This is a genomic window from Massilia sp. BHUDP2, assembly GCF_046236355.1.
GTDB lineage: Bacteria > Pseudomonadota > Gammaproteobacteria > Burkholderiales > Burkholderiaceae_D > Telluria > Telluria varians.
This window is the reverse complement of record NZ_JBJUVW010000003.1, coordinates 407,419-428,022: the sequence shown is the minus strand read 5'-3', so window position 1 is coordinate 428,022 and position 20,604 is coordinate 407,419. Positions and strand designations below refer to the sequence as shown.

Annotated in this window: 9 protein-coding genes; 6 read left to right on the top strand and 3 right to left on the bottom strand. The window is 66.5% G+C overall.

Features of this window, described 5'->3' with window-relative positions; translation table 11 throughout:
* Positions 1 to 16: 16 nt before the first annotated feature.
* From ACK6C6_RS18630 to ACK6C6_RS18615, 4 genes are all read left to right on the top strand, one after another.
* On the top strand, positions 17 to 8,098 hold the full coding sequence (locus tag ACK6C6_RS18630; protein ID WP_409268680.1) for a GH36-type glycosyl hydrolase domain-containing protein: 8,082 nt from the start codon (positions 17 to 19) through the stop codon (positions 8,096 to 8,098).
* Positions 8,099 to 8,102: 4 nt separating this feature from the next.
* Positions 8,103 to 8,969, top strand: a complete 867-nt coding sequence (locus ACK6C6_RS18625; protein WP_036209071.1) for an outer membrane beta-barrel protein — start codon at positions 8,103 to 8,105, stop codon at positions 8,967 to 8,969.
* Between the two features lie 1,604 nt (positions 8,970 to 10,573).
* Positions 10,574 to 11,002, top strand: coding sequence for a two-component system response regulator (locus ACK6C6_RS18620; RefSeq protein WP_409268679.1), 429 nt, complete (start codon positions 10,574 to 10,576; stop codon positions 11,000 to 11,002).
* A gap of 1,095 nt (positions 11,003 to 12,097) precedes the next feature.
* Positions 12,098 to 13,741, top strand: coding sequence for a CehA/McbA family metallohydrolase (locus ACK6C6_RS18615; RefSeq protein ID WP_409268677.1), 1,644 nt, complete (start codon positions 12,098 to 12,100; stop codon positions 13,739 to 13,741).
* Between the two features lie 4 nt (positions 13,742 to 13,745).
* Here ACK6C6_RS18615 and ACK6C6_RS18610 read toward each other — a convergent pair whose 3' ends face one another.
* Positions 13,746 to 14,321 (bottom strand): TMEM165/GDT1 family protein, encoded by a 576-nt coding sequence (locus ACK6C6_RS18610; protein ID WP_409268676.1) that lies wholly within the window; start codon positions 14,319 to 14,321, stop codon positions 13,746 to 13,748.
* 131 nt (positions 14,322 to 14,452) lie between these two features.
* Between ACK6C6_RS18610 and ACK6C6_RS18605 the strand changes: the two genes are divergently transcribed.
* Positions 14,453 to 16,306, top strand: a complete 1,854-nt coding sequence (locus ACK6C6_RS18605) for a M1 family metallopeptidase (protein ID WP_409268674.1) — start codon at positions 14,453 to 14,455, stop codon at positions 16,304 to 16,306.
* A gap of 29 nt (positions 16,307 to 16,335) precedes the next feature.
* Positions 16,336 to 17,949 carry a serine hydrolase gene (locus ACK6C6_RS18600; protein WP_409268673.1) on the top strand — a complete coding sequence of 538 codons (1,614 nt, stop codon included), beginning with the start codon at positions 16,336 to 16,338 and terminating at the stop codon, positions 17,947 to 17,949.
* A 114-nt stretch (positions 17,950 to 18,063) separates the two neighbouring features.
* Here the strand turns inward: ACK6C6_RS18600 and ACK6C6_RS18595 are convergent, their stop codons facing one another.
* The gene (locus ACK6C6_RS18595) at positions 18,064 to 19,635 is read right to left on the bottom strand and encodes a trypsin-like peptidase domain-containing protein (protein WP_409268672.1); all 1,572 of its coding nucleotides are present in this window, start codon (positions 19,633 to 19,635) and stop codon (positions 18,064 to 18,066) included.
* Between the two features lie 111 nt (positions 19,636 to 19,746).
* Positions 19,747 to 20,547, bottom strand: coding sequence for a class I SAM-dependent methyltransferase (locus ACK6C6_RS18590; RefSeq protein ID WP_409268670.1), 801 nt, complete (start codon positions 20,545 to 20,547; stop codon positions 19,747 to 19,749).
* Positions 20,548 to 20,604: the final 57 nt, after the last annotated feature.

Below are 20,604 nucleotides of genomic sequence, written 5' to 3'. Positions count from 1 at the left end.
TGTGTCGAGGTCCCTGTTGAAGCAAGAGAAGAACCCGAAGGCTGAATCCGGCACCGCCGCAGTCATGAACAATGCGCGCGATGAGGGCGCGCCCGGCCTGCGGGCGCAGCTGGCCGAACTGGCCGGCGCGATCGATGCCGCATGCGATGCGCTCGACCGCGCCCGCCAGCGCGGCAGCGACCTGCCGCCCGCCGCCGGCGCCATCCTCGACAACAGCCCCCTGATCGATGCCCAGCTGCGCCAGGTGCGGGCCGCCATCGGCCTGCACGATCGCGGCGCGCTGCCGGGACCTGGCGGCCAGGCCCGCATCCTGATGCTGGCGCGCGACGCGGCGAGCCGGGACGACGGACGCATCGAACGCGCTGGCCTGGCCGGCTTCCTCGCCGCCGCCCAGCAGGACGCTCCCTTGCTGCTGGCCGAGCTGCGCCTGTTTCCTGCCGCCTTGCGCCTGGCCCTGCTCGACGGGCTGCGCCAGGTCGCCGTGCGCGGCGCCCGCGCCTGCGAGGAACGCATCCTGGCCGCCGACTGGGCCGGAAAGTTGCTCGACACCGCCGCGCAGCGCTCCGGCGACCTGGTCCTGCTGGTGGCCGACATGGCGCGCGCCGTGCAACCGCTGGGCAGCAGCTTCGTGGCGGAACTGGCGCGCCGCCTGCAGGGGCAGGGGCCGGTGGTCGCCCAGGCCCTCGGCTGGATCGATGCGCGCCTGGCGGACGAGGGTTCCAGCATCAGCCAGATGGTAGCGGACGAGCGCGACGCCATGGCGCTTGACGGCACGCGGGTGGCGAACAGCCTGGCCAGCCTGCGCCTGCTCGGCGGGATCGACTGGCGGCAGCTGGCTGAAGGCGCCAGCACCGTCGAACCCATCCTGCGCGCCGACCCGGACGGCAGCTATCCGCGCATGGACGGCGCCACCCGCGACCTGTACCGCCTCGCCATCGAACGGCTGGCGCGCAGGAGCGGACGCAGCGAAGCCGAGGTGGCGCAAGAGGCGCTGGCCCTGGCGGGCAAGAACCTGACGCCCGGCGAAGGAGGACTCGACGCACGCCGGCGCCACATCGGCTACTACCTGGCCGGCCCCGGCCTGGCGGCGCTGGAAGCGCGGCTGCAGCCGACACCCGGCCTGGCGGCAGGGCTGGGGCGGCGCCTGCGCCACGCCCCGCTGGCGGCCCGCATCGCCGGGATGGCGGTGTTCACGCTGCTGTTCGCGGCGGCGGTCGTCATTGCCGCGCGCCAGCAGGGCGCCGGACTCGGGCTGCAGCTCGTCATCGGACTGCTTGCGCTCATCGGCGCCAGCGGCCTGGCGCGCTCGCTGGTCGACATGATGGCGAGCTGGCTGGCAAGCCCGTCGCCGACGCCGCGCATGGACTTCGACGACGGCATCCCCGCCGAGGAACAGGCCCTGGTGGCCGTGTCGGCGCGCCTGGTCAACAGCGCCCAGTTCGACGCGCTGTGCCGCGACCTGGAAGTGCGCTACCTGGCCAACCGCGATCCGCGCCTGCGTTTCTGCCTGCTGGCCGACCTGTACGACGCGCCCGGCGAGACCATGCCGGGCGACGAGGCGCTGGTGGTGCATGCCGCCGCCGCCATCGAGGCGCTCAACCGCAAGCATGCGCGCGAACACCGCTTCCCCACGTTCGACGAAGACGGCCAGCCCACCACCACCAGGGTGCGCGTCGAACCCTTCCTGCTGCTGCAGCGCCCAAGGACCTGGAGCGCAGGCGAGCATGCCTGGATCGGGCGCGCGCGGCGCCGCGGCCAGCTGGCCGACCTGAATGCCTTCCTGGCCGGGACCGGGCGCGAGCGCTTCGCCACGGTGGCGGGCAACACGGCCGGGCTGGCGGAGATGCGCTACGTGATCACGCTCGACGCCGCCACCGACCTGCCGCGCGATGCGGCGCGCCGCCTGGTCGGCGCCATGGCCCATCCGCTCAACCAGCCGGCACTCAGTGCCGGCGGCACCCGCGTGACCGAAGGGCACGCCATGCTGCGTCCGGTCGTCGGCGGCGCCTTGCCCGACCCGCAGGCCTGCCGCTACCAGCGCATGTGGCTCGAAGCCCACGGCACCTGGGCCGCCGGCCTGGCCGTGCGCGAGTACGAAGCGCAGGGCATGTTCGGCTGGTCCGCCATCTACGAGATCGATGCCTACGAACGGGTGCTGCGCGGCCGCCTGCCGGACGAGGTCCTGCCGGCGCCGGGCATCGTCGACGAAGGGTGTTTGCACGCGAAGAGCGATTGCGAGGTCCGCCTCGCCGAAGCGCTGCCCGGCAGCTATGGTGAACATGCCGTGCGCCGCCACCGTGCGGTGCGGGCGGCCTGGCAGGTGGCCGGCTGGATCCGCCCGCGCATCGGCAAGGCGAAGGGCGAGCGCGAAGCCAACCCGATGAGCGCCGCCGACCGCTGGCAGCTGTTCGACACCCTGCGCGACAGTCTGGTGGCGCCGGCGCTGGCGGCGCTGCTGGTCCTGTGCTGGAGCCGGCTGGCGGAGCCGGCGTTCTGGACCGCCATGGTGCTGTCGGTGTTCTTCCTGCCGGCCCTGCTGGGCAGCCTGGTGGCGCTGAGCGACCGCCCCCACGATGCGCCCTGGCGCCAGCACCTCGACAGCTGGGCGCGCGGCGCGCGCGTGCCGCTGGTGCGCGCGGCGCTGGCGACCAGCTTCCTGCCGCATGCGGCCTGGTGCCAGCTCGATGCGGTGCTCAAGGCGTTGTGGCGCAGCCGGGTGTCGCGCCGGCGCCAGCTGGAATGGCGCCCGGCCGCGCTGGCGCGCCCGGCGCGGGTGGTGGCCAACAACTGGCTGACCATGTGGTTCGCGCCGGCGCTGGCGGTGGCCACCAGCCTGCTGCTGACCTTTGCCAACCCGTATTCCCTGTTCACGGCGGCGCCGGTCCTGCTGGTGTGGTTCCTGTCGCCGCTGCTGGCCTGGTGGACCAGCCTGCCGCAACGCGCCCAGGCGCGCCTGCCGGCGGCGCGGCAGACAAGCCTGCAGCGCCTCGCGCGCCGCAGCTGGAGCTTCTTCGAGGACCACGCCGGCCCGGCCAACAACTGGCTGCCCCCGGAAAGCGTGCAGGAGCATCCCCATCCCCTGGTGGACGCCCGTACCACCCCGAGCGGCATGTCGGTGTTCCTGCTGTCCACGCTCGCGGCGCGCGATTTCGGTTTCATCGCACCGGGCGAGCTGCTGCGGCGCCTGGATGTCTCGCTGGCCTCGATGGCCCTGCTGGAGCGCTGGAAGGGCCACTTCCTGGCCGCCTACGACAGCGCCACCCTGGCGCCGGTCGAGCCGGCCTGCGTAGCCACCCGCGACAGCGGCTGGCTGGCGCTCGGCCTGCGCCTGCTTGCCGTCGGGCTGGACGAGCTGCCGGACACGCCGGTCGCCGGACCGCGGGCGCTGGACGGGATCCGCGCCGCCGTGCAGGTGGTGGACGATCTGGTCCAGCACCAGGCGCACGGCGTGCGTGCGCTGGTGGCGCAGGTCTGGGGCGCGCTCGACCCGCAGCGCTGCCGCGCGGCGGACACCTTGCCGGGCCTGTCCGAATGCCTGCGCCACGTGGCCGCCGCCGCCGACGCGCTGGAAGCCGGCCTGCCGGAAACCGCCGATGCCGCGCTGCGCGGCTGGGCGGCGCGCCTGGCCGCGCAATGCCATGCGCAGCAGGACGAGCTGCTGGCGCTGGCCCCCTGGATGCGCGCCGAGCAGGAATACGTGCTCGAGGCCAGCCTGACGCGCATCCCGACGCTGCGCGAACTGGCGTCCCTGGAGGCCCCGACCGGCAGCCACCACGGCCTGGCGCGGCTGGTGCGCGAAGGCCGCCAGCACGCGCAGAAGCTGCTGGCGGAGTGCGACCGCCTGGCCGGGCAGGCGCGCAGCTTCGCCGGCATGGATTTCGCCGCGCTGCTGGATCCCGAGACCGGCCTGCTGGCGGCCGCCTGCCACGTGCGCGACGGCCGCCTGGACACGGGCAGCTGCGACCTGCTGGCCTCGGACAGCCGCATGGCCAGCTTCCTGGCGGTGGCGCAGGGCCAGCTCGGCCAGCGTCACTGGTGGGCGCTGGGCCGGCCGCTGCGCATCGCCGGGCCGGAACAGCTGCTGCTGTCGCGCACCGGCAGCCTGTCGGACTACCTGGCGCCGCAGCTCCTGATGCCGGCCTGGCGCGAGACCCTGCTCGACCACGCCGGCCGTGCCGCCGTGCGCGCCCAGGCGGCGCATGGTGCGCGTCACGACATGCCCTGGGGTTTTTCGGAGTCGAGCTGCAACGCGGTCGACGCCCAGCTGCTGTTCCAGTTCGGCCGCTTCGGCGTTCCCGCGGCCAGCCTGGAGCGCAACGCCGATGCCGGCCTGGTGGCGGCGCCGTATGCGGCCATGCTGGCCTTGCCGGTGGCGCCGGCCCTGGCCCTGGCCAACCTCGAGCGCATGGCCCAGGAAGGCCTGGCCGGAGACTACGGCTATCTCGATGCGGTCGACCATACCCCCGGCAGGCTGCCGCACGGCGAGCGCCGCCACGTGGTGCGCGTCGTCGCCACCCGCCACCAGGGCATGGGCCTGCTCGCGCTGCTGCAGCTGCTGCACGGGGCGCCGATGCAGCGCCGCTTCCGCCTCGACCCGGAACTGCGTGCGGCCCTGCCGCTGCTGCAGGAGCCGGTGCCGGCCAGCGGCGCATCCCTAGGAGCGGCCTACGACAGCGCGCCGCAGCACCCGGGATCCGCCCAGGGACGGGTCATCGACCGTGCGGATACGTCGACGCCGGACGTGCAGCTGCTGTCGAACGGCAGCTATCACGTGCTGGTGGACAGCACTGGCGCCGGCTACAGCCGCTGGGGCGAATTCCTCTTGACCCGCTGGCAGCCGGACCCGCTCGGCGCCCGCGGCGGCCTTGCCTGCGTGCTGCGCGACAGCGCGTCCGGCGAACTGTGGTCGCCCACGCTGGCGCCCATCTACGGCGAGCCGGAACGCTACGAAGCGGTGTTCGCGGAGGGACGCGCCAGCTTCCGGCGCGAAGAGCGCGGCCTGGCGATCGTGAGCGAGGTGGTGGTGGCGCCCGAGGACGACATCGAGCTGCGCCACATCCGCATCCACAACCGGGGCGCCGTACCGCGCACGCTGGAGGTGACGAGCCAGGTCGCGCTGCTGGCGCAAGAAGGGCATGCGGCGCAGCTGCGCATCGATGCGCCGACCCTGGCCATGCTCTGCACCCTGGGACCGGGCGCGCCGACCGTCCTGCACCTGATGGCGGTGCGCGGCGAGGCTGGCGCACCGGATTACAGCGCCGCCTGCCGCGACCCGCTTGCGGCGCTGCCGCTGCTGGATGAGACATCGCCCGTTCCCCAGCCGGCGCTGGCGATCCGCCGCAGCATCACGCTGGCGCCGAACCAGGAAGTGAGCATCGACCTGGTGCTGGGCGTCGCCCCGACCCCCGCCACCGCGCGCGAACTGGCTGCGCGCTATGCCGGCACCCAGGCGGTGGGGCAGGCGGTGGAGGCGGCCTGGACCCACGGCCAGGCCTTCCTGCGCGCGGCCGGCATCAGCGAGGCGCAGGCCCAGCTCTACAACCGCCTGGCCGGCTGCCTGCTCGACCCGGCGCCCGGCTTGCGGGCGGACGCCGGCGTCATCGAACGCAACGTGCGCGGACGCGCCGCCCTGCGTCCCTACGGCGTGGACGGCAGCCGCCCGCTGCTGGTGCTGCAGCCCGGCCCGGACAGCGCCCTAGCGCGCGAGGTGCTGCAGGCGCATGGCTACTGGCGTGCACGCGGCTTCGAGGCCGACTTGCTGGTGCTGTGCGAGAGCCGCGCCGTGTTCGACCAGCTCACGGCGCTGGCGCCGGGCGAGGCGGAGGGCATCCACGTCCACCTGCTGCCCGAGGTGCCGCAGGAAGACCGCATCCTGCTGCGCGCGGCGGCGCAGGTGCTGCTGCTCGAAGAACGCGGCAACCTGGCCGACCAGTTGCGCCGCGCCGCGCCAGGCTTGCCCGCGCTGCCGGCGCCGTTCGCGGCCCAGGAGCAGCCGGCGCCCTGGACCAGCGAGGCGCGCCTGCCCGATGCCGAGGCGCACCCGCTCGACCAGGGATTTTCGCGGGACGGGCGCGAGCTGCTCATCCGCAGCGACGAGGCATCGACCGCGCCGTGGGACAACGCGCTGGCCAACGGCGTGTTCGGCGCTGTGCTGCCGCAGACCGGCCCGGGCAGCACCTGGTGCGGCCGGCGCTCGCTGCTCTTGAGCGCGCCGCAGGGCGAAGCCTTCTACCTGCGCGACGAGGACACCGGCGCCGCATGGTCGCCGACGCCCTGGCCGATGCCGTCCGGCGAGCCCTATCGCACGCGCCACGGTTTCGGCTATACGCTGTTCGAGCACGTGGCGCACGGCATCGGGTCCGAACTGCGCTGCTTCGTGGCGCCCGGGGCGCCGCTGAAGTATGCGGTCATCAAGCTGCACAACGCCTCCAGCGCGCCGCGCCGCCTGTCCGTCACCGGCTACGTGCAATGGTGGATGGACGATGCCGCCGCCAACCCCGGCCTGCAGGTCGTCACGGGCGTCGACGTGGCCAGCGGCGCGCTGGTGGCGCGCAATGCCTTCGGCGACGGCTTTGGCGACAAGCTCGGCTTCTTCCACCTGGACGCGCCCCAGGTGGCGTCGACCTGCGACCGGCGCGAATTCGTCGGCCGCCACCGCAGCCTGGCGCGGCCGGCGGCGCTGGAGCGTAGCGGCCTGTCAGGCAGCGTGGGCGCCGCGCTCGACCCGTGCGCGGCGCTGCAGACGCGGGTGGAGCTGGCGCCCGGCGCCGCGATCGAGCTGGTGTTCCTGCTCGGCGTGGCCGGGCCCGACAGCCTGGCGGCGAGCCGCGCGGTGCAGCAGCACGGCGGGGCCAAGGCGGCGGCGCTGGCGCTGCGCCAGGTGCACGCCTTCTGGGACGAGCTGCTCGGCAGCCAGCGCGTGTCCACGCCGGATGCCGCCTTCGACCTGTATGCCAACGGCTGGCTGCCCTATGCGGCGGTGTCCGGCGCCATGGGCGGCACGCCGGCGCAGCAGCTGCAGGGCGCGATGGCGGCGGTGCACGGCAACCCGGCGGTCTTGCGCGATGCGCTGCTGCGGGCGGCGCGCGCCGACATCGGCGCCGAAGGCCGGCCGGTGGAAGACTTCCTGTGGCTGCCCTACGCGCTGCACCGCTACGTTGGCATCACCGGCGACTACGGCATCCTGCGCGAGCCGGCCGGCGGCGACCCGTCCAGCGGCACGCGCCTGGCGCGCGACGACCTGTACCAGGTTTGCGTGCACGGCCTGCGCGGCTGCCTGCGCTTCGGGGTGCACGGCATGCCGCTGCAGGATGCGCGCATGCACGAGGGCGACGAGGAGTTGGACGCACGGCCCGAGAGCGTGCTGCTGGCCTTCCTGCTGGCCGCGGTGCTGCAGCGCTTCGCCGAGGTGGCCGACCGGCGCGCCGACTTCGGCTTCGCCACCACCTGCCGCGGCGCGGCGCTGGCGCTCAAGGCGCAGGCCGAGGAATACGGCTGGAACGGCGCCGCCTATGGGGACGGCGGCGCCGCCACCCAGGCCTGGGCCGCCATGGCCGGGGCGAATCCAGCCCGCATCCAGGCGGTGCTCGCCGCGCTGGATACGAGGGAGGTGCAGGACGGGCGCACGGCGGCGTGGGCGGCGCTGGCCCTGGCCGCGGAGGGCGCCGGCACACCCGCCTGGGAACTGGTGCGCCGCCTGAATCCGCTTGCGCCGGATGCCGGCACACGCGTGCGCCCAGCCGGCGCGCCTTGGCTCATGATGGATGCCGTTGGGGGCGGGACGGCCGCCGGCTGGGCGCAGCTGCTGCTGAGCGACGCACTGCTCGGCCTGCAGCGCACGGTCGACCGCCTGGCGCTGGCGCCGCTGCTGCCGCTGGGCTGGGACAGCCTGCGTTTTCGCTACCGTAACGGCCGGACCGATTATCATGTCACGGTTTTGCCGGCGACCACGGGCGAGCTGCTCGTGCTCGACGGCACACCGCAGCCCGAGAGGGCGATCGAGCTCGTCGACGACGGGCGCGAGCACACGGTGGAACTGTATGTGGAACGCAGGCCGGGCGACGCGCTCGCCGGCCATCAAACAACCAGCCAGGAATGAGGACATGAGTAAACGATTGACGACATGGAGCGGCGCCGCCTGCGCCGCCCTGCTGTGCTGCGCCGCGCCGGCAAGCGCGGTGGACTGGAGCGACAACGCCATCAGCTACCGCTACGGCACCCGCTTCGCCGAGCCCTTCAATCCGGAGCACATCAAGAAGCACATCGTGGCGTTCACCCACGCCAGCGGCTACAAGTACGGCAGCAACTACCTGAACCTGGACGTGCTCAAGTCGGACAGCACGGACCCGCGCGACCTCGGCAGCGACAGTGGCGCGCTCGAGGGCTACCTGCTGTACCGCCACACGCTCGACATCGGCGCCCTGCGCGGCCAGGAGATCCGCTTCGGCAAGGTGAAGGGCGTGGGGCTGACGGTCGGCTTCGACGTCAACCACAAGGACGACGTCGGCTACAACTCGCGCAAACGCATGCTGGTCGCGGGTCCGACCCTGATGTGGGACGTGCCGGGCTTCCTGAACACCAGCATCCTGTGGCTGCGCGAATCGAATGCGCCGAGCGGACCCTTCCCGCCGATCGCCAACGTGCGCGGGCGCTATACCTACGACACCCATCCGATGTTCGGCGCCAGCTGGGGCATCCCGGTGAACGAGCACTGGTCCTTCGAGGGCTTCCTGAACTTTATCGCCGCCAAGGGGCTGGACGAGACCGGCGCCCCGACCAGCGCCGAGACCAACCTGGACTTCGCTTTCATGTATGACGTCGGCCCGCGCCTGGGCTACGCGAAGAACAAGGTGCGGGTCGGCGTCGGCTACCAGTTCTGGAACAACAAGTTCGGCAATTCGCGCCGGACGACCGGCGGGGCGGGGCAGCGTGCCAGCACGCCGATGGTACGGGCGGATTTTCACTTCTGACTGCACTCACGCCTGAGCGCCGTGGCGACACGCCGGCAAGGTCGACCGAGCTGCTTGCATGACTCCGAACCGCAGCGTGCGATCCGCGCTGCAGCCCCACGCCGGCGGAGCCAAGTTCGATGTACTCAAGAAGCAGACGCTTGACCAGCGTGTAGCCTGTGTTCACAGGCACGCCCGACCATCCTTTAACAGTGAGGATTGACTGTACGAATAGTGAATCATGTCTCTGGTCGCCAAGCATCCGGGCGACCAGAGACAGTCTCGTTGATTCACCAAGGCAAAATTAGCTTGATTCGGCAGGAATGGTCACCAGCAGCTAGTACCCCATGCTGGCGGCGTCAACGCTTGCTCTATTCCATAAGAGCTGGCCGTATTACGGAGATGCTGCAAAGCTGCCTTCTGGCACGATGCCAAGCGCCTGCTTGCATCTGTTCTTGACAACGCCGTCAGCAGGTCATGCCACTATCGCAGGCCAGTTCACGCGGCAGATATTCCCAGTATTCGAATTTCAGGATGTTGGCTGAAATAGCGGTTTGTCTGGCATGAACAACACAGACTGTATAGAGAATTACTTTAATTCCTATCCCGACCGCAACGGAGGCGGCTCTCCAATGCACAATAACTCTCTATTTTAGGGAGTGAAAGAATTGTCTTAAATCTATCCATCAAGAGCTTGGTGTCTTCAGGGTTGCGTGAGTCATCGGTTAAACGCAACCATAGACCAACGGCTCCACAAGCTTTCGCAAGCGCATCTTCACGTTCATGAGGGTCTGCAGCTCTGCAGATTTGCGTGTCAACTTCCGCTAGTGTGCAATTCAGCAGATCACGATAGGTCCAATTAGGTTCGGCACTCGCCATGCTGAATACTCCTGTGCTGTTATTGTCTAGCTCATTGTGTATGGTTAAAAGCTGTCATTCGTTTCTCTTATCTCATGTAAGCGAGCTTGCAAGCCGAAGTAAGCGAAGGACCTTGGGAGCTTGCGATCCACGAGGGAAAAATTACATAAAAAGTTAAAAGTAACGTAGAGATAATCCATGCGATTGTGGCGAGATAAAATCCTTTATCAAGCTGCCACATGGTTTTCATACCAAGCGATTGGCCAGGGACCCCGTCAAGTTTCGGTGATAATTGAGAATCACTGTCGGGCAATGCTGCAAATGTTTCCGCCTGAATTGTAGTGCTCATATGAAAGCAGGATCCACGAGGTGAAAAACTATACAGTGGGAGAGCCGCAAGCTAATGTTGAAAATAGAATCGGACTTTTAACTTATGGGCCAGAACGATCCTTCAGTGTAGCTCATGCGTCAGCATTGTACTGTCACTAAAAGTCACAAATTTGTCAAGCTTATAAAGTAGCCAACTCAACGATGTTGCCAATGATTTCGAATCATTGCGAGTACGCATGTTTATTGCTGCTGCCACATCATGTAGCATGTGATCCCGTTCGGAAAGTGCCCACGCGCAGACCTTATGATGATGCAATCTGTCTTAAGGAAGAGTGAGTAATAATTGTCGCGCATGCAATACTGGAGTCACGTGAAGGTACAACAGCGCAAGAATGCTACTAAGTTCTGAAGTCTTATACTTTACGGAGTTCAAGATCATGTCTTCAAAGCTTGAGCTGAATTTGATGCTCATCGATTCCGATAGTGACTCATTGTTTTTATTAAAAACATTAATGGAGTTGACCGGCTGTCATGTACAAACTGCTCAGAGCTATACCGAAGCGTTCTCATTGATCGAAAGAAACATTCCTGATGTTATCTTTACTGAGCTTTTTTTAGAGCAAATGTCGCTTCTTGAAGTGAGCAAGAGATTTCGCTCATTAGATCCAAGTCATCGTACATCGCTTATTGCGCTAACCGGTCACTATTACAACGGCATTCCGCAGGATGCCAGGACATCCGGTTTTGACAGGTTTCTGCTTAAACCAGTTCAATATGATCAGATCCTGGTTATTCTAAGAGATACAGCTAGAATAAGGCAGGGCAATGCATCTGGATCAGCTGCATTCCCCAGGGCGGTGGCCTGATGGGTAGGCGTGGTTCATGGATCCGAGTCTATGCAGTTATTCAAGTGCGCAAGCAACATTGCGCAGTCCGTCTATACCTATGAGTTTCATCAAGCACAATGCTGACTCGTTAAGATGCGACTTCGCTAAGCTCAATCTGCCGAGGAGATTCCAATGAGAATCCTTCCTATCGTCGCACTGGTCTCAATGTTGTCCTTGCTGTTACTGGTCCAAACCTAGTTGTAAACGGAGATTTCAAGACAGCAGAAATGGGTGGCAAAAGGGCGGCAATATGACCATTGGCCTTGTGTCCACTACCAATCGAGGAGAATCTGCGTCGGCGCGGAATGCCCGATGGTATCTCATGATTTAAATATTTCACTCAAGATACCGACGTCGCTTCGTGGGTCTGGTCAAAACACGTATGACAACGTCAGGCGGCGTGTTCTGAGCAAGTAGTTCATCTGCTGCAGTGAAGACTTCATATGAACAGGCCGCGTTGATTGCTGCATCGATTAACACCGAGGTTCGGAAATCTATCCGGCGCTCTTTCCGATGGTCTGGCTTTTCTTTCATGGCATCCCCCCTTAGCAGCGTCGCGGTCAGCACAGTATTAGATTCCGTGCGTACGGAAGAATGCCTTACCCGACTATAAATTTTTGAAAAAAAAGCTGGACAGCTCCAGGACGTGACACGCGCCAAAACAGTTAGTACTTTCAGAAAACTCGGTAACAATTCGGTGAATCGAATTAACTTTCCTTGTGGTCGAGGACTGTGCCAACTAAAAGCCGGCTGCCCAAGATTACTGTACGGTGATCAAGCCACAGCTTGGAACTCATACTGCCGGCCAGTCATTCAAGAAGAGTGCGGCTCAGTTTGCATCGGTAAGACGACCGTCGAAAGCATTACTGGAGCCATCAAGAGTGTACGTCGGCTCACTGTACGAGACTGTTTCTATAAAGAAGGTAAGACGATTGGTTAGCGTTCCTAAGTTTTATTCACCGGAACGGAGGAATTCACGACGAATTTAAACTTCCTCAAATTATGTAGATAAATTTGCAATCTTAAAGGTGGCGCGCTCAATGAGCATTTCGATGCAATTGTCAGAATTGCATTATGAAAACGCCAATCTTATTTTCTATTTTAGGTGCGTTCCTGCTGGCTTTTTGTTGCAGTAGCGCAATCGCGGCCGCGTCCGAACACAAGGAATTCGAAGCCACCCTGCATGCGCCCTTTCAGGGCGTATCAGACGCACGCCGGACCTTCAGCCTGAACTTCAGCTATCCCGGCCTCGAACAGCCGGGTACCGTCTACTGGAAGCTAGAACTGGTCGACCCAGGCGGGCGCGCCGTCCGGGTCTGGCGCGGCAACCGCGCCGTTTCCGGCGAAGCCGCTTCCGTCCAGGTCGCCTGGGATGGCCGCATCAAGGGCACGCCCGCGCCGGCCGGCCTGTACCGAGTGCGCATGCGCGCCGTCTTGCGCGGCGTGCCGCACGACGAGCAGCACGACGCCGTCGAGCAGGACTGGCAGATCGCCGTCGGCGCACCGCCGGCGCAGCACACGCCGCGCTTTACCCCGCTGCCGGGCGCGCGCGACGCCGCGTCGACGGGGGCGGCGGCAGCGCCGGCCACCGCTTCGCTGCCCTACACGGTCTACCTGGCCAACCTGCACAGCCAGAGCAACCACAGCGACGGCGGCGCCGCCCTCGACGCCTGCAGGGGCGCCCAGGATCCGCTCAAGGCCAAGTACGGCCCCGAAGCCGCCTTCGCCTATGCGCGCGGCCGCGGCCTCGACATCCTGGCCGTCTCCGAGCACAACCACATGTACGACGGCTCGGACGGCACCGACCCCGGCGCCGAGCCATCCAGGGCCAAGGACCTGTACAAGGCCGGCCTGGCCAGCGCGGCCGCCTTCAATGCCACCAAGCCGGGCTTCCTGGCGCTGTACGGCATGGAGTGGGGCGTCATCAACAACGGCGGCCACGTCAACATCTTCAACAGCGACGAGCTGCTGGGCTGGGAGACCAACGCCCTGGGCGAACTGCTGGCCGATACGCAGACCGCGCGCAGCGACTACGGGGCGCTCTACACCCTGATGCGCCAGCGCGGCTGGGTGGGGCAGTTCAACCATCCCTCGCACAGTGGGCAGTTCAAGGTGAACGGCGTGCCGCTCGCCTACACGCCTGACGGCGACGAGGCGATGGCGCTGTGCGAGGTGATGAACAGCACCGCCTTCTCGACCAACGACACCGAGACCGAAACCCGGCGCAGCAACTTCGAGCAGGCCTGCAACAAGCTGCTGGAAGCCGGCTACCACGTAGCCTTCAGCACCAACCAGGACAACCACTGCGCCAACTGGGGCGCGTCCTACACCAACCGCACCGGCATCCTGCTGCCCAACGGGACGGCGCTGACGCGCGACGCGTTTGTGGAGGCGCTCAAGGCGCGGCGCGTGTTCGCCACCATGGACAAGGGTTCGCAGCTGGTCCTTACCGCGAACGGCAAGCTGATGGGCGAGCGCTTCACCAACCGCGGGCCGCTCACGCTCGTTGCCAACTTCGCATCCAGCGCGGGCAAGAAGGTGGCGGCGGTGTCGATCCTGGCGGGCGTGCCGGGACGGAACGGCAGCGTCACCGAGGTCTCGAACCTGGCCACCACCACCTTCACGCCGGCGCCGGGCAAGCACTTCTTCTATGCGCGGGTGACCCAGGAAGACGGCAATGTGTTGTGGTCGGCGCCGGTGTGGGTGACGCAGGAGTAGGGGATCAGAAGCCCAGTGGCTCGCCCGCACCCAGCAGGGTAGCGACGCCCAGCACCGCGAAGATCAGCGCCGCCAGGCCGTGCACGAGCCTGAGCGGCACGCGGTTCGCGATGCGCTCGCCGAACACCACCGCCGGCACGTTCGCCAGCATCATGCCGAAGGTGGTGCCGGCGACGACCGCCGCCATCGAGTCGTAGCGCGCCGCCAGGGCCACGGTAGTCACTTGCGTCTTGTCGCCCATCTCGGCGATGAAGAAGGCCAGCACGGTGGTCAGGAAGACGCCGAAGCGCGCCAGCGGCAGCTCGTCCGCATCCACCTTGCTGGGCGCCATGACCCAGGCGGCCATGGCGAGGAAGGACAGGCCCAGCACCCAGCGCATCACGCCCGCGCCCAGCAGTTCGCTCACCAGGGCGCCGACGGCGGCGGCGAAAGCGTGGTTGAACACGGTCGCAACAAAAATGCCGAACACGATCGGCAGCGGGCGGCGAAAGCGGGCGGCGAGGAGGAGGGCCAGCAACTGGGTCTTGTCGCCGATCTCGGCAAGTCCCACGATGCCGGTCGATACGAGAAAGGCGTCCATGAAGCGGCAGGTACGAAAGTCCCGATCTTAGCAGAGCCCCCGGTTCCCGCAGCGCGCGCCAGCCTCGGCCCGGTGCTTTCCGGCCACGGTCGAAAATGCTATTCTGCCCGCTTCCTTCCACGCGAGAGACCATGAAGACTAGCACCCTGCTGCGCGCCTCGGCCTGCGCCTTTATCTGCCAGTGGAGCGCCTACGCGTTCGCACTCGACCCCCTCAGCTACGCCAAATACGACCAGGTCAAGACCACCGCCCTGCACCTGGACCTGAAGGCCGACTTCGCGCGCAAGACCCTGGCCGGCTACGCCGACCTGACCCTGAACTGGATCGACAAGTCGGCCACCACGCTGGACCTCGACACCCGTGAGCTGAAGATCTCGAAAATCGAGGCGCAGGACGCGAAAGGGGCGTGGAAGCCGGTCAAGTACACCCTGGACAAGCTGGATCTTGAAAAAGGCCAGGCCCTGCACGTCGCGCTGCCGGGCCAGCCGGCCAAGGTGCGCATCCACTACCAGACCGCGCCCACCGCGCCGGCGCTGCAGTGGCTCACGCCGAAGCAGACCATGTCGGGCAAGTACCCCTTCATGTTCAGCCAGTCGCAGCCGATCGCCGCGCGCTCCTTCGTGCCGATCCAGGACACCCCGGCGGTGCGCTTCACCTACACCGCGCGCATCCAGGCCCCGGAGGGCATGCGCGTGGTGATGAGCGCCGACAACGACCCGAAAGCTACGGGCAAGGGCGGCTGGACCTTCACCATGCCGCAGCCGGTGCCGTCCTACCTGATCGCCATCGGCATCGGCGAGCTGGAAGCGCGCACCCTGGGCCCACGCACCGGCGTTTACGCCGAGCCGATGCGCATCAAGGCCGCGGAATACGAGCTGGCCGACACCGAGAAGATGGTGGCCGCGGCCGAATCGCTGTACGGCCCGTACCGCTGGGGACGCTACGACATGCTGGTGCTGCCGCCGTCCTTCCCGATCGGCGGCATGGAAAACCCGCGCCTGACCTTCCTGACCCCGACCATGATCGCGGGCGACCGCAGCCTGGTGGACCTGGTCTCGCACGAGCTGGCGCACAGCTGGTCGGGCAACCTGGTGACCAACGCCTCGTGGAAGCACTGGTGGCTCAACGAAGGCTTTACGACCTACGTCACCACCCGCATCCTCGAGAAGATGTACGGCGAGGAAGTGGCGACCATGAACCTGCAGCTCGAGCAGGAAGAAGCGCTGGACTCCCTCAAGGACATCCCGAAGGCCAAGCAGGCACTCGTCACGCGCGACCCGGACACCAGTTCCGAGCACTATACGGATGAAGGCCTGGCCTATCCGAAGGGCGCCTGGTTCCTGCGCACCCTGGAGCAGCGCGCCGGCCGCGCAGCGTTCGACACTTTTCTCCGCAGCTGGTTCGACCAGCACGCCTTCCAGAGCGTGACCACCGACCAGTTCGTGGCTTTCCTGCGCGCCAATCTGCTGGCCAAGAATCCGAAGATCATGAGCGACGCCGAGCTGGACGAATGGCTGTATGGTCCGGGCATCCCGGCCAGCGCTACCCGCGCCGTCTCGGCCCGCCTGGCCAAGCTGAACGACACCACCGCGCGCTGGCTCAAGGGCGACATCACCACCGCCCAGCTGCCTGCCAAGGACTGGAACGCCGCCGAGTGGATGAAGTTCCTGAACGATATCGACAATAAGGCCGATGCCGCCAGGCTGGAAGAACTGGACAAGGCCTACGGCCTGGCCAAGACCGGCAACAACGAGGTGGCCTTCCGCTTCTACCGCGCTTCGGTACACGCGGGCTACCGCGGCATCCGCCCGAACCTGGAAGCCTTCCTGATGAGCGTGGGCCGCCAGAAGTTCGTGGTGCCGCTGTATGGCGCGCTGCGCGCCAACCTTGATGACCGTGCCTGGGCCGAGCGCGTCTATAAAGCTGCGCGCGAGCGCTACCACCCGGAGACGCAAGGCAGCGTCGACAAGCAAATGAACAAGTAACAAACAAGGGGATGAACAGAGTGTTTGCCATGAATCGCATTGCAGCCGCGGCCCTGCTCGCGCTGACCGCCAGCGCCGCCGGCGCCGTATTCGCACAGGACGCCGCGCCCGCCACCGCTGCCGTCGCACCCGCCTATAACCTGAAAGCCGACGTCGAACGCGTCATGAAGGAGTTCGACGTGCCGGGCATCGCCATCGCCGTGGTCAAGGACGGCAAGGTGCTGGCCGCCGAAGGCTTCGGCGTGCGCAAGCGCGGCGAGCCGGCCAAGGTCGACGGCAAGACCATCTTCGAGATCGCCTCGAATTCCAAGGCCTTCACGGCCGCGGCGCTGGCCATGCTGGTCGACCAGGGCAAGCTGGGCTGGGACGACCCGGTGATCAAGCACCTGCCGGACTTTCGCATGTACGACGCCTACGTCACCGCCGAGATGACCATCCGCGACCTGCTGGTGCACCGCAGCGGCCTGGGGCTGGGCGCCGGTGACCTGATGTGGTGGCCGACCACCAATTTCAGCACCGACGAGATCATCCACAACCTCCGCTACATCAAGCCGGCCACCAGCTTCCGCAGCGCCTACGCCTACGACAACCTGCTCTACATCGTGGCCGGCAAGATCATCGCCGCCAAGTCGGGCAAGACCTGGGGCGAGACCATGCACGAGTGGATCTTGAAACCGGTCGGCATGACGAACACCACCACCAGCCTGGAAGAAAACGCGAAGTTCGCCAACGTCTCGGCGCCGCACAGCAAGATCAACGGCAAGGCCGTGCCGGTGAAACCGATGCCGGTGGCGAACGCGGTCGGCGCGGTCGGCATCAACACCAATGCCGAGGACATCGCGCGCTGGATGAACGTGCTGCTCGACAGCGGCAAGCTGGGCAAGGGCGCGGACGGCAAGGACGTGCGCCTGTGGTCGGACAAGCAGGCGCGCGAGATGTGGACCGCGCAGACCCCGATGACGATCAACACGCCGCGTGCGCCGCTGGCCGCCACCAAGCCGAACTTCTACGCCTACGGCCTCGGCTTCCAGCTGCGCGACTACCAGGGCAAGCTGGTGGCGATGCACGGCGGCGCGCTGCAGGGCTTCTACACCCGCGTGCTCCTGGTGCCGGAGTCGAAGCTGGGCATCGCGATCTTCACCAACGCGGAAAGCGGCCCCTCGCTGAACGCGCTGCAGTACCGCCTGCTGGACCAGCACCTGGGCGTGGCGCCGACCGACTGGATCGGCCGCATCGCCGACATCGACCGCGAGAACCAGGCCAAGGAAGCGGCCCGCGTGAAGGGCGAAGCGGCATCGCGCGCGGCGGGCTCGAAGCCGTCGCTGCCGCTGGCGTCCTACGAAGGGGAATATGAGGATGCGTGGTACGGCAAGGCATCGATCAAACGCGTGAACAACAAGCTGGTGCTGTCGTTCGCGAAGACGCCGGACCTGACCGGGGAGATGGAGCACTTCCAGCACGACACCTTCATCGTGCGCTGGAAGGAGCGTAACTTCAATGCGGATGCCTACGTGACCTTCTCGCTGGACCACGACGGCAGCATCGAACGGGTGCGCATGAAGCCGGTGTCGACGGAGACGGACTTCAGCTATGACTTCCAGGATCTGTTGTTCGTGCCGGTGAAGAAGGACAAGAAGGTCTGATTACTGCCGGCTGACCGCGTGGGCGGGAGACCCGCCCACCCTACAGGAGGCCGTTCGTAGGGTGGGCAAGTCTCTTGCCCACGCGGTCAACTACACGTAGATACGTCGAAACGCTCACTTCCCGTTCCACACCTTCATCATATCCTCCGACCCCTGCGTCCGAATCCCGTTATCCGACAGGATCCCCTCGGTCGCATCCAGCACCGCCTTGCGCGGCAGGATCATGTTTTCGCCATAGCGCTGGTCGAACTTGAAGACGACGTGCTCGTCCTTCAAATCGCGCAGCGTCGACACCAGGTGGGCCAGGCTGCGGATCTTGACGCCGTTGACCGTGTCGACCACCGAACCGAAGCGGTTGTTGTAGCCGCGTACCAGCGGATGCGGGAAGAACGGGCCGCTGATCACCACCAGCTCCTCACGCGTGGCGTCCGGCGAATCGCCGCGCCGCGTGATCAGGGGGCTGTCGTTGAAGGCATAGGCATTCGCCGCCGGCGCACTCGCCACCATGAAGGACAGGAATTCGCTGGTGGCGCGGGTGAACACCACCGGGCCGTACACGAAGTAGGACGGATAGCCGCCGTTCAGGTCCGGAATCAGGAGCGGGCGCGGGCCGCTGGTCGGCACCTCGACCTTCATCGGCTTGCCGGCGCGGATGATCGACATCGGCACCTTGCCGTCCTTCGCCAGCTGCTGGATGCGGTACTGGAAGCGCACGCGCAGGTTCGAACCCAGCTTCACCATGCCCTGGTTGTCGATCGGGTACTCGCCGACGTGGGTGACGATGTCGCCTTCCTTCAGCGGCCAGCTGGCATCGTTCTTGTACGGACGGTGCACCAGTGCGCCTTCCACCGACTTGTCGATCTTCAGGTACTGGCGCAGGCCCGTGTTCTCCAGGTTCTGGAAGCTGTCGTGCAGCAGCGGCTTGCCGTCGTAACGGCCGTCCGCCACGTCCTTCAGGAACAGCTCGATCTCTTCGTTCGGGATCACGTAGCCGATGTTCTGGGCATTGGCCGCCATCGAGAAGGCCAGGCCGATCATCTTGTCGCCCGCGATCACCGGGCCGCCGCTGTTGCCCGGGTTGATCGGCGCGTCGATCTGGATGCGCAGGCCCGAGCTGAACGAGCCGTAGCCGACGAATTCCACGCGCGAGACGATGCCGCGGGTGGTCGACAGCGAGTTGCCGCCGACCGGATAGCCGTAGGCGAACACCGCTTCGCGCACGTCCGGCAGCACGGCGGCGCGCTGCACCGGCGGGCGCTTGTCGAAGAAGCTCGGGTCTTCCAGTTCCAGCACGGCCAGGTCCAGGCCGCGCGCCAGCGCGATCACCTTGGCAGGCACCCGGTCGCCCGACTGGCTGGCCTGCACCTCGACCTGGCTGGCGTAGCCGACCACGTGGGCGTTGGTCAGGATGCGCTTGCCCTCGATGATGACGCCCGAGCCGGTGACGTCGGCCGGCGAAGCCTTGGTCCAGGGCTTGTACGGATCCGGACGGCGCACGGTGGCGAAGATCTTGACCACCGAGTTCTCGACCGCCGGCAGGGCCGGCGCCTTGGTGGCGGACGGGGTGGCGACGGCCGGCGAGGGCGGCGTGGCCGGAGTCGGTGCCGGAGGCGGGGAGGTGTCCTGGGCGTGGACGAGGCCGCTCAGGGCGAATGCCACGGCGGCGGCGAGGCGTGCGGTTTTCATGGGTTCCTTCGGTGGCTCAACAGTAGTACGAGTGGCAAGAATATACACGCTCGCCGCCGAAGGATATACACCAATCTTCACGGGAGGCGTTGCGCCTCCCGGTGGAGGGGATTACTGCTTGACGAACTTCAGCGTCATGCGGTCGCTCTCGCCGATCGCCATATACTTCTCGCGGTCCTTGTCCTTGTTGGACAGCACCGGCGGCAGGGTCCACACGCCCTTTTCGTGGTTGGCGGTGTCCTTCGGGTTGGCATTGATTTCGGACTTGGCGGCCAGCTTGAAGCCGGCGCCTTCGATGGTCTTGATGACCCAGGCTTCGTGCACGTAGCCGCTCGAGGCCTTGGCATCCTGCGTCATCGCGGCCGGCAGGCGATGGTCGACCACGCCCAGCACGCCGCCCGGTTTGAGCACCTTGTGGATTTCCTTGAAGGTGTTCTTCAGCGCCTCCTCGCCGTTGCCGACCCAGTTGTGCAGGTTGCGGAAGGTGAGCACCATGTCGACGCTGTTCGGCGCCGCGATCTGGTAGGTGGCAGGCGGCTCGAATACGGCCGGGACCACCTTGTCGTAGACCGCCGGCGTCGCCTCGAACTTCTGCTTGAGCGCCATGCCGCCGCGCTTTTCCGGCACGAAGGCCTGGCCTGCGGCGATCAGCTTGCCGTTCTGGCGCAGGTAGGGCGCCAGGATCTCGGTGTACCAGCCGCCGCCGGGCGCCAGTTCCACCACCGTCATGTTGGGCTTGATGCCGAAAAAGGTGAGCGTTTCGTACGGGTGACGCGCGGCGTCGCGCGCCTTGTTGGCGGCGCTGCGGTGTTCGCCCGCGATGGCGGCTTTCAGGGCGTCGTCCGCCAATGCGGTGCCGGCGGCGCCGGCCAGGCCGGTGGCCAGCATGGCGGCCAGGATCAGTCGTTTCATCGGTTCGAAGTCTCCAGGTGATTGTGCGCGGCCGGGCGGGACGCCGCCGCCGCGCTG

Coding starts and splice junctions, on each gene's coding strand:
- ACK6C6_RS18590 (WP_409268670.1), bottom strand. CDS start 20,547: ATGAAACGACTGATCCTGGCCGCCATGCTGGCCACCGGCCTGGCCGGC.
- ACK6C6_RS18605 (WP_409268674.1), top strand. CDS start 14,453: ATGAAGACTAGCACCCTGCTGCGCGCCTCGGCCTGCGCCTTTATCTGC.
- ACK6C6_RS18595 (WP_409268672.1), bottom strand. CDS start 19,635: ATGAAAACCGCACGCCTCGCCGCCGCCGTGGCATTCGCCCTGAGCGGC.
- ACK6C6_RS18600 (WP_409268673.1), top strand. CDS start 16,336: ATGAATCGCATTGCAGCCGCGGCCCTGCTCGCGCTGACCGCCAGCGCC.
- ACK6C6_RS18615 (WP_409268677.1), top strand. CDS start 12,098: ATGAAAACGCCAATCTTATTTTCTATTTTAGGTGCGTTCCTGCTGGCT.
- ACK6C6_RS18610 (WP_409268676.1), bottom strand. CDS start 14,321: ATGGACGCCTTTCTCGTATCGACCGGCATCGTGGGACTTGCCGAGATC.
- ACK6C6_RS18625 (WP_036209071.1), top strand. CDS start 8,103: ATGAGTAAACGATTGACGACATGGAGCGGCGCCGCCTGCGCCGCCCTG.
- ACK6C6_RS18620 (WP_409268679.1), top strand. CDS start 10,574: ATGTCTTCAAAGCTTGAGCTGAATTTGATGCTCATCGATTCCGATAGT.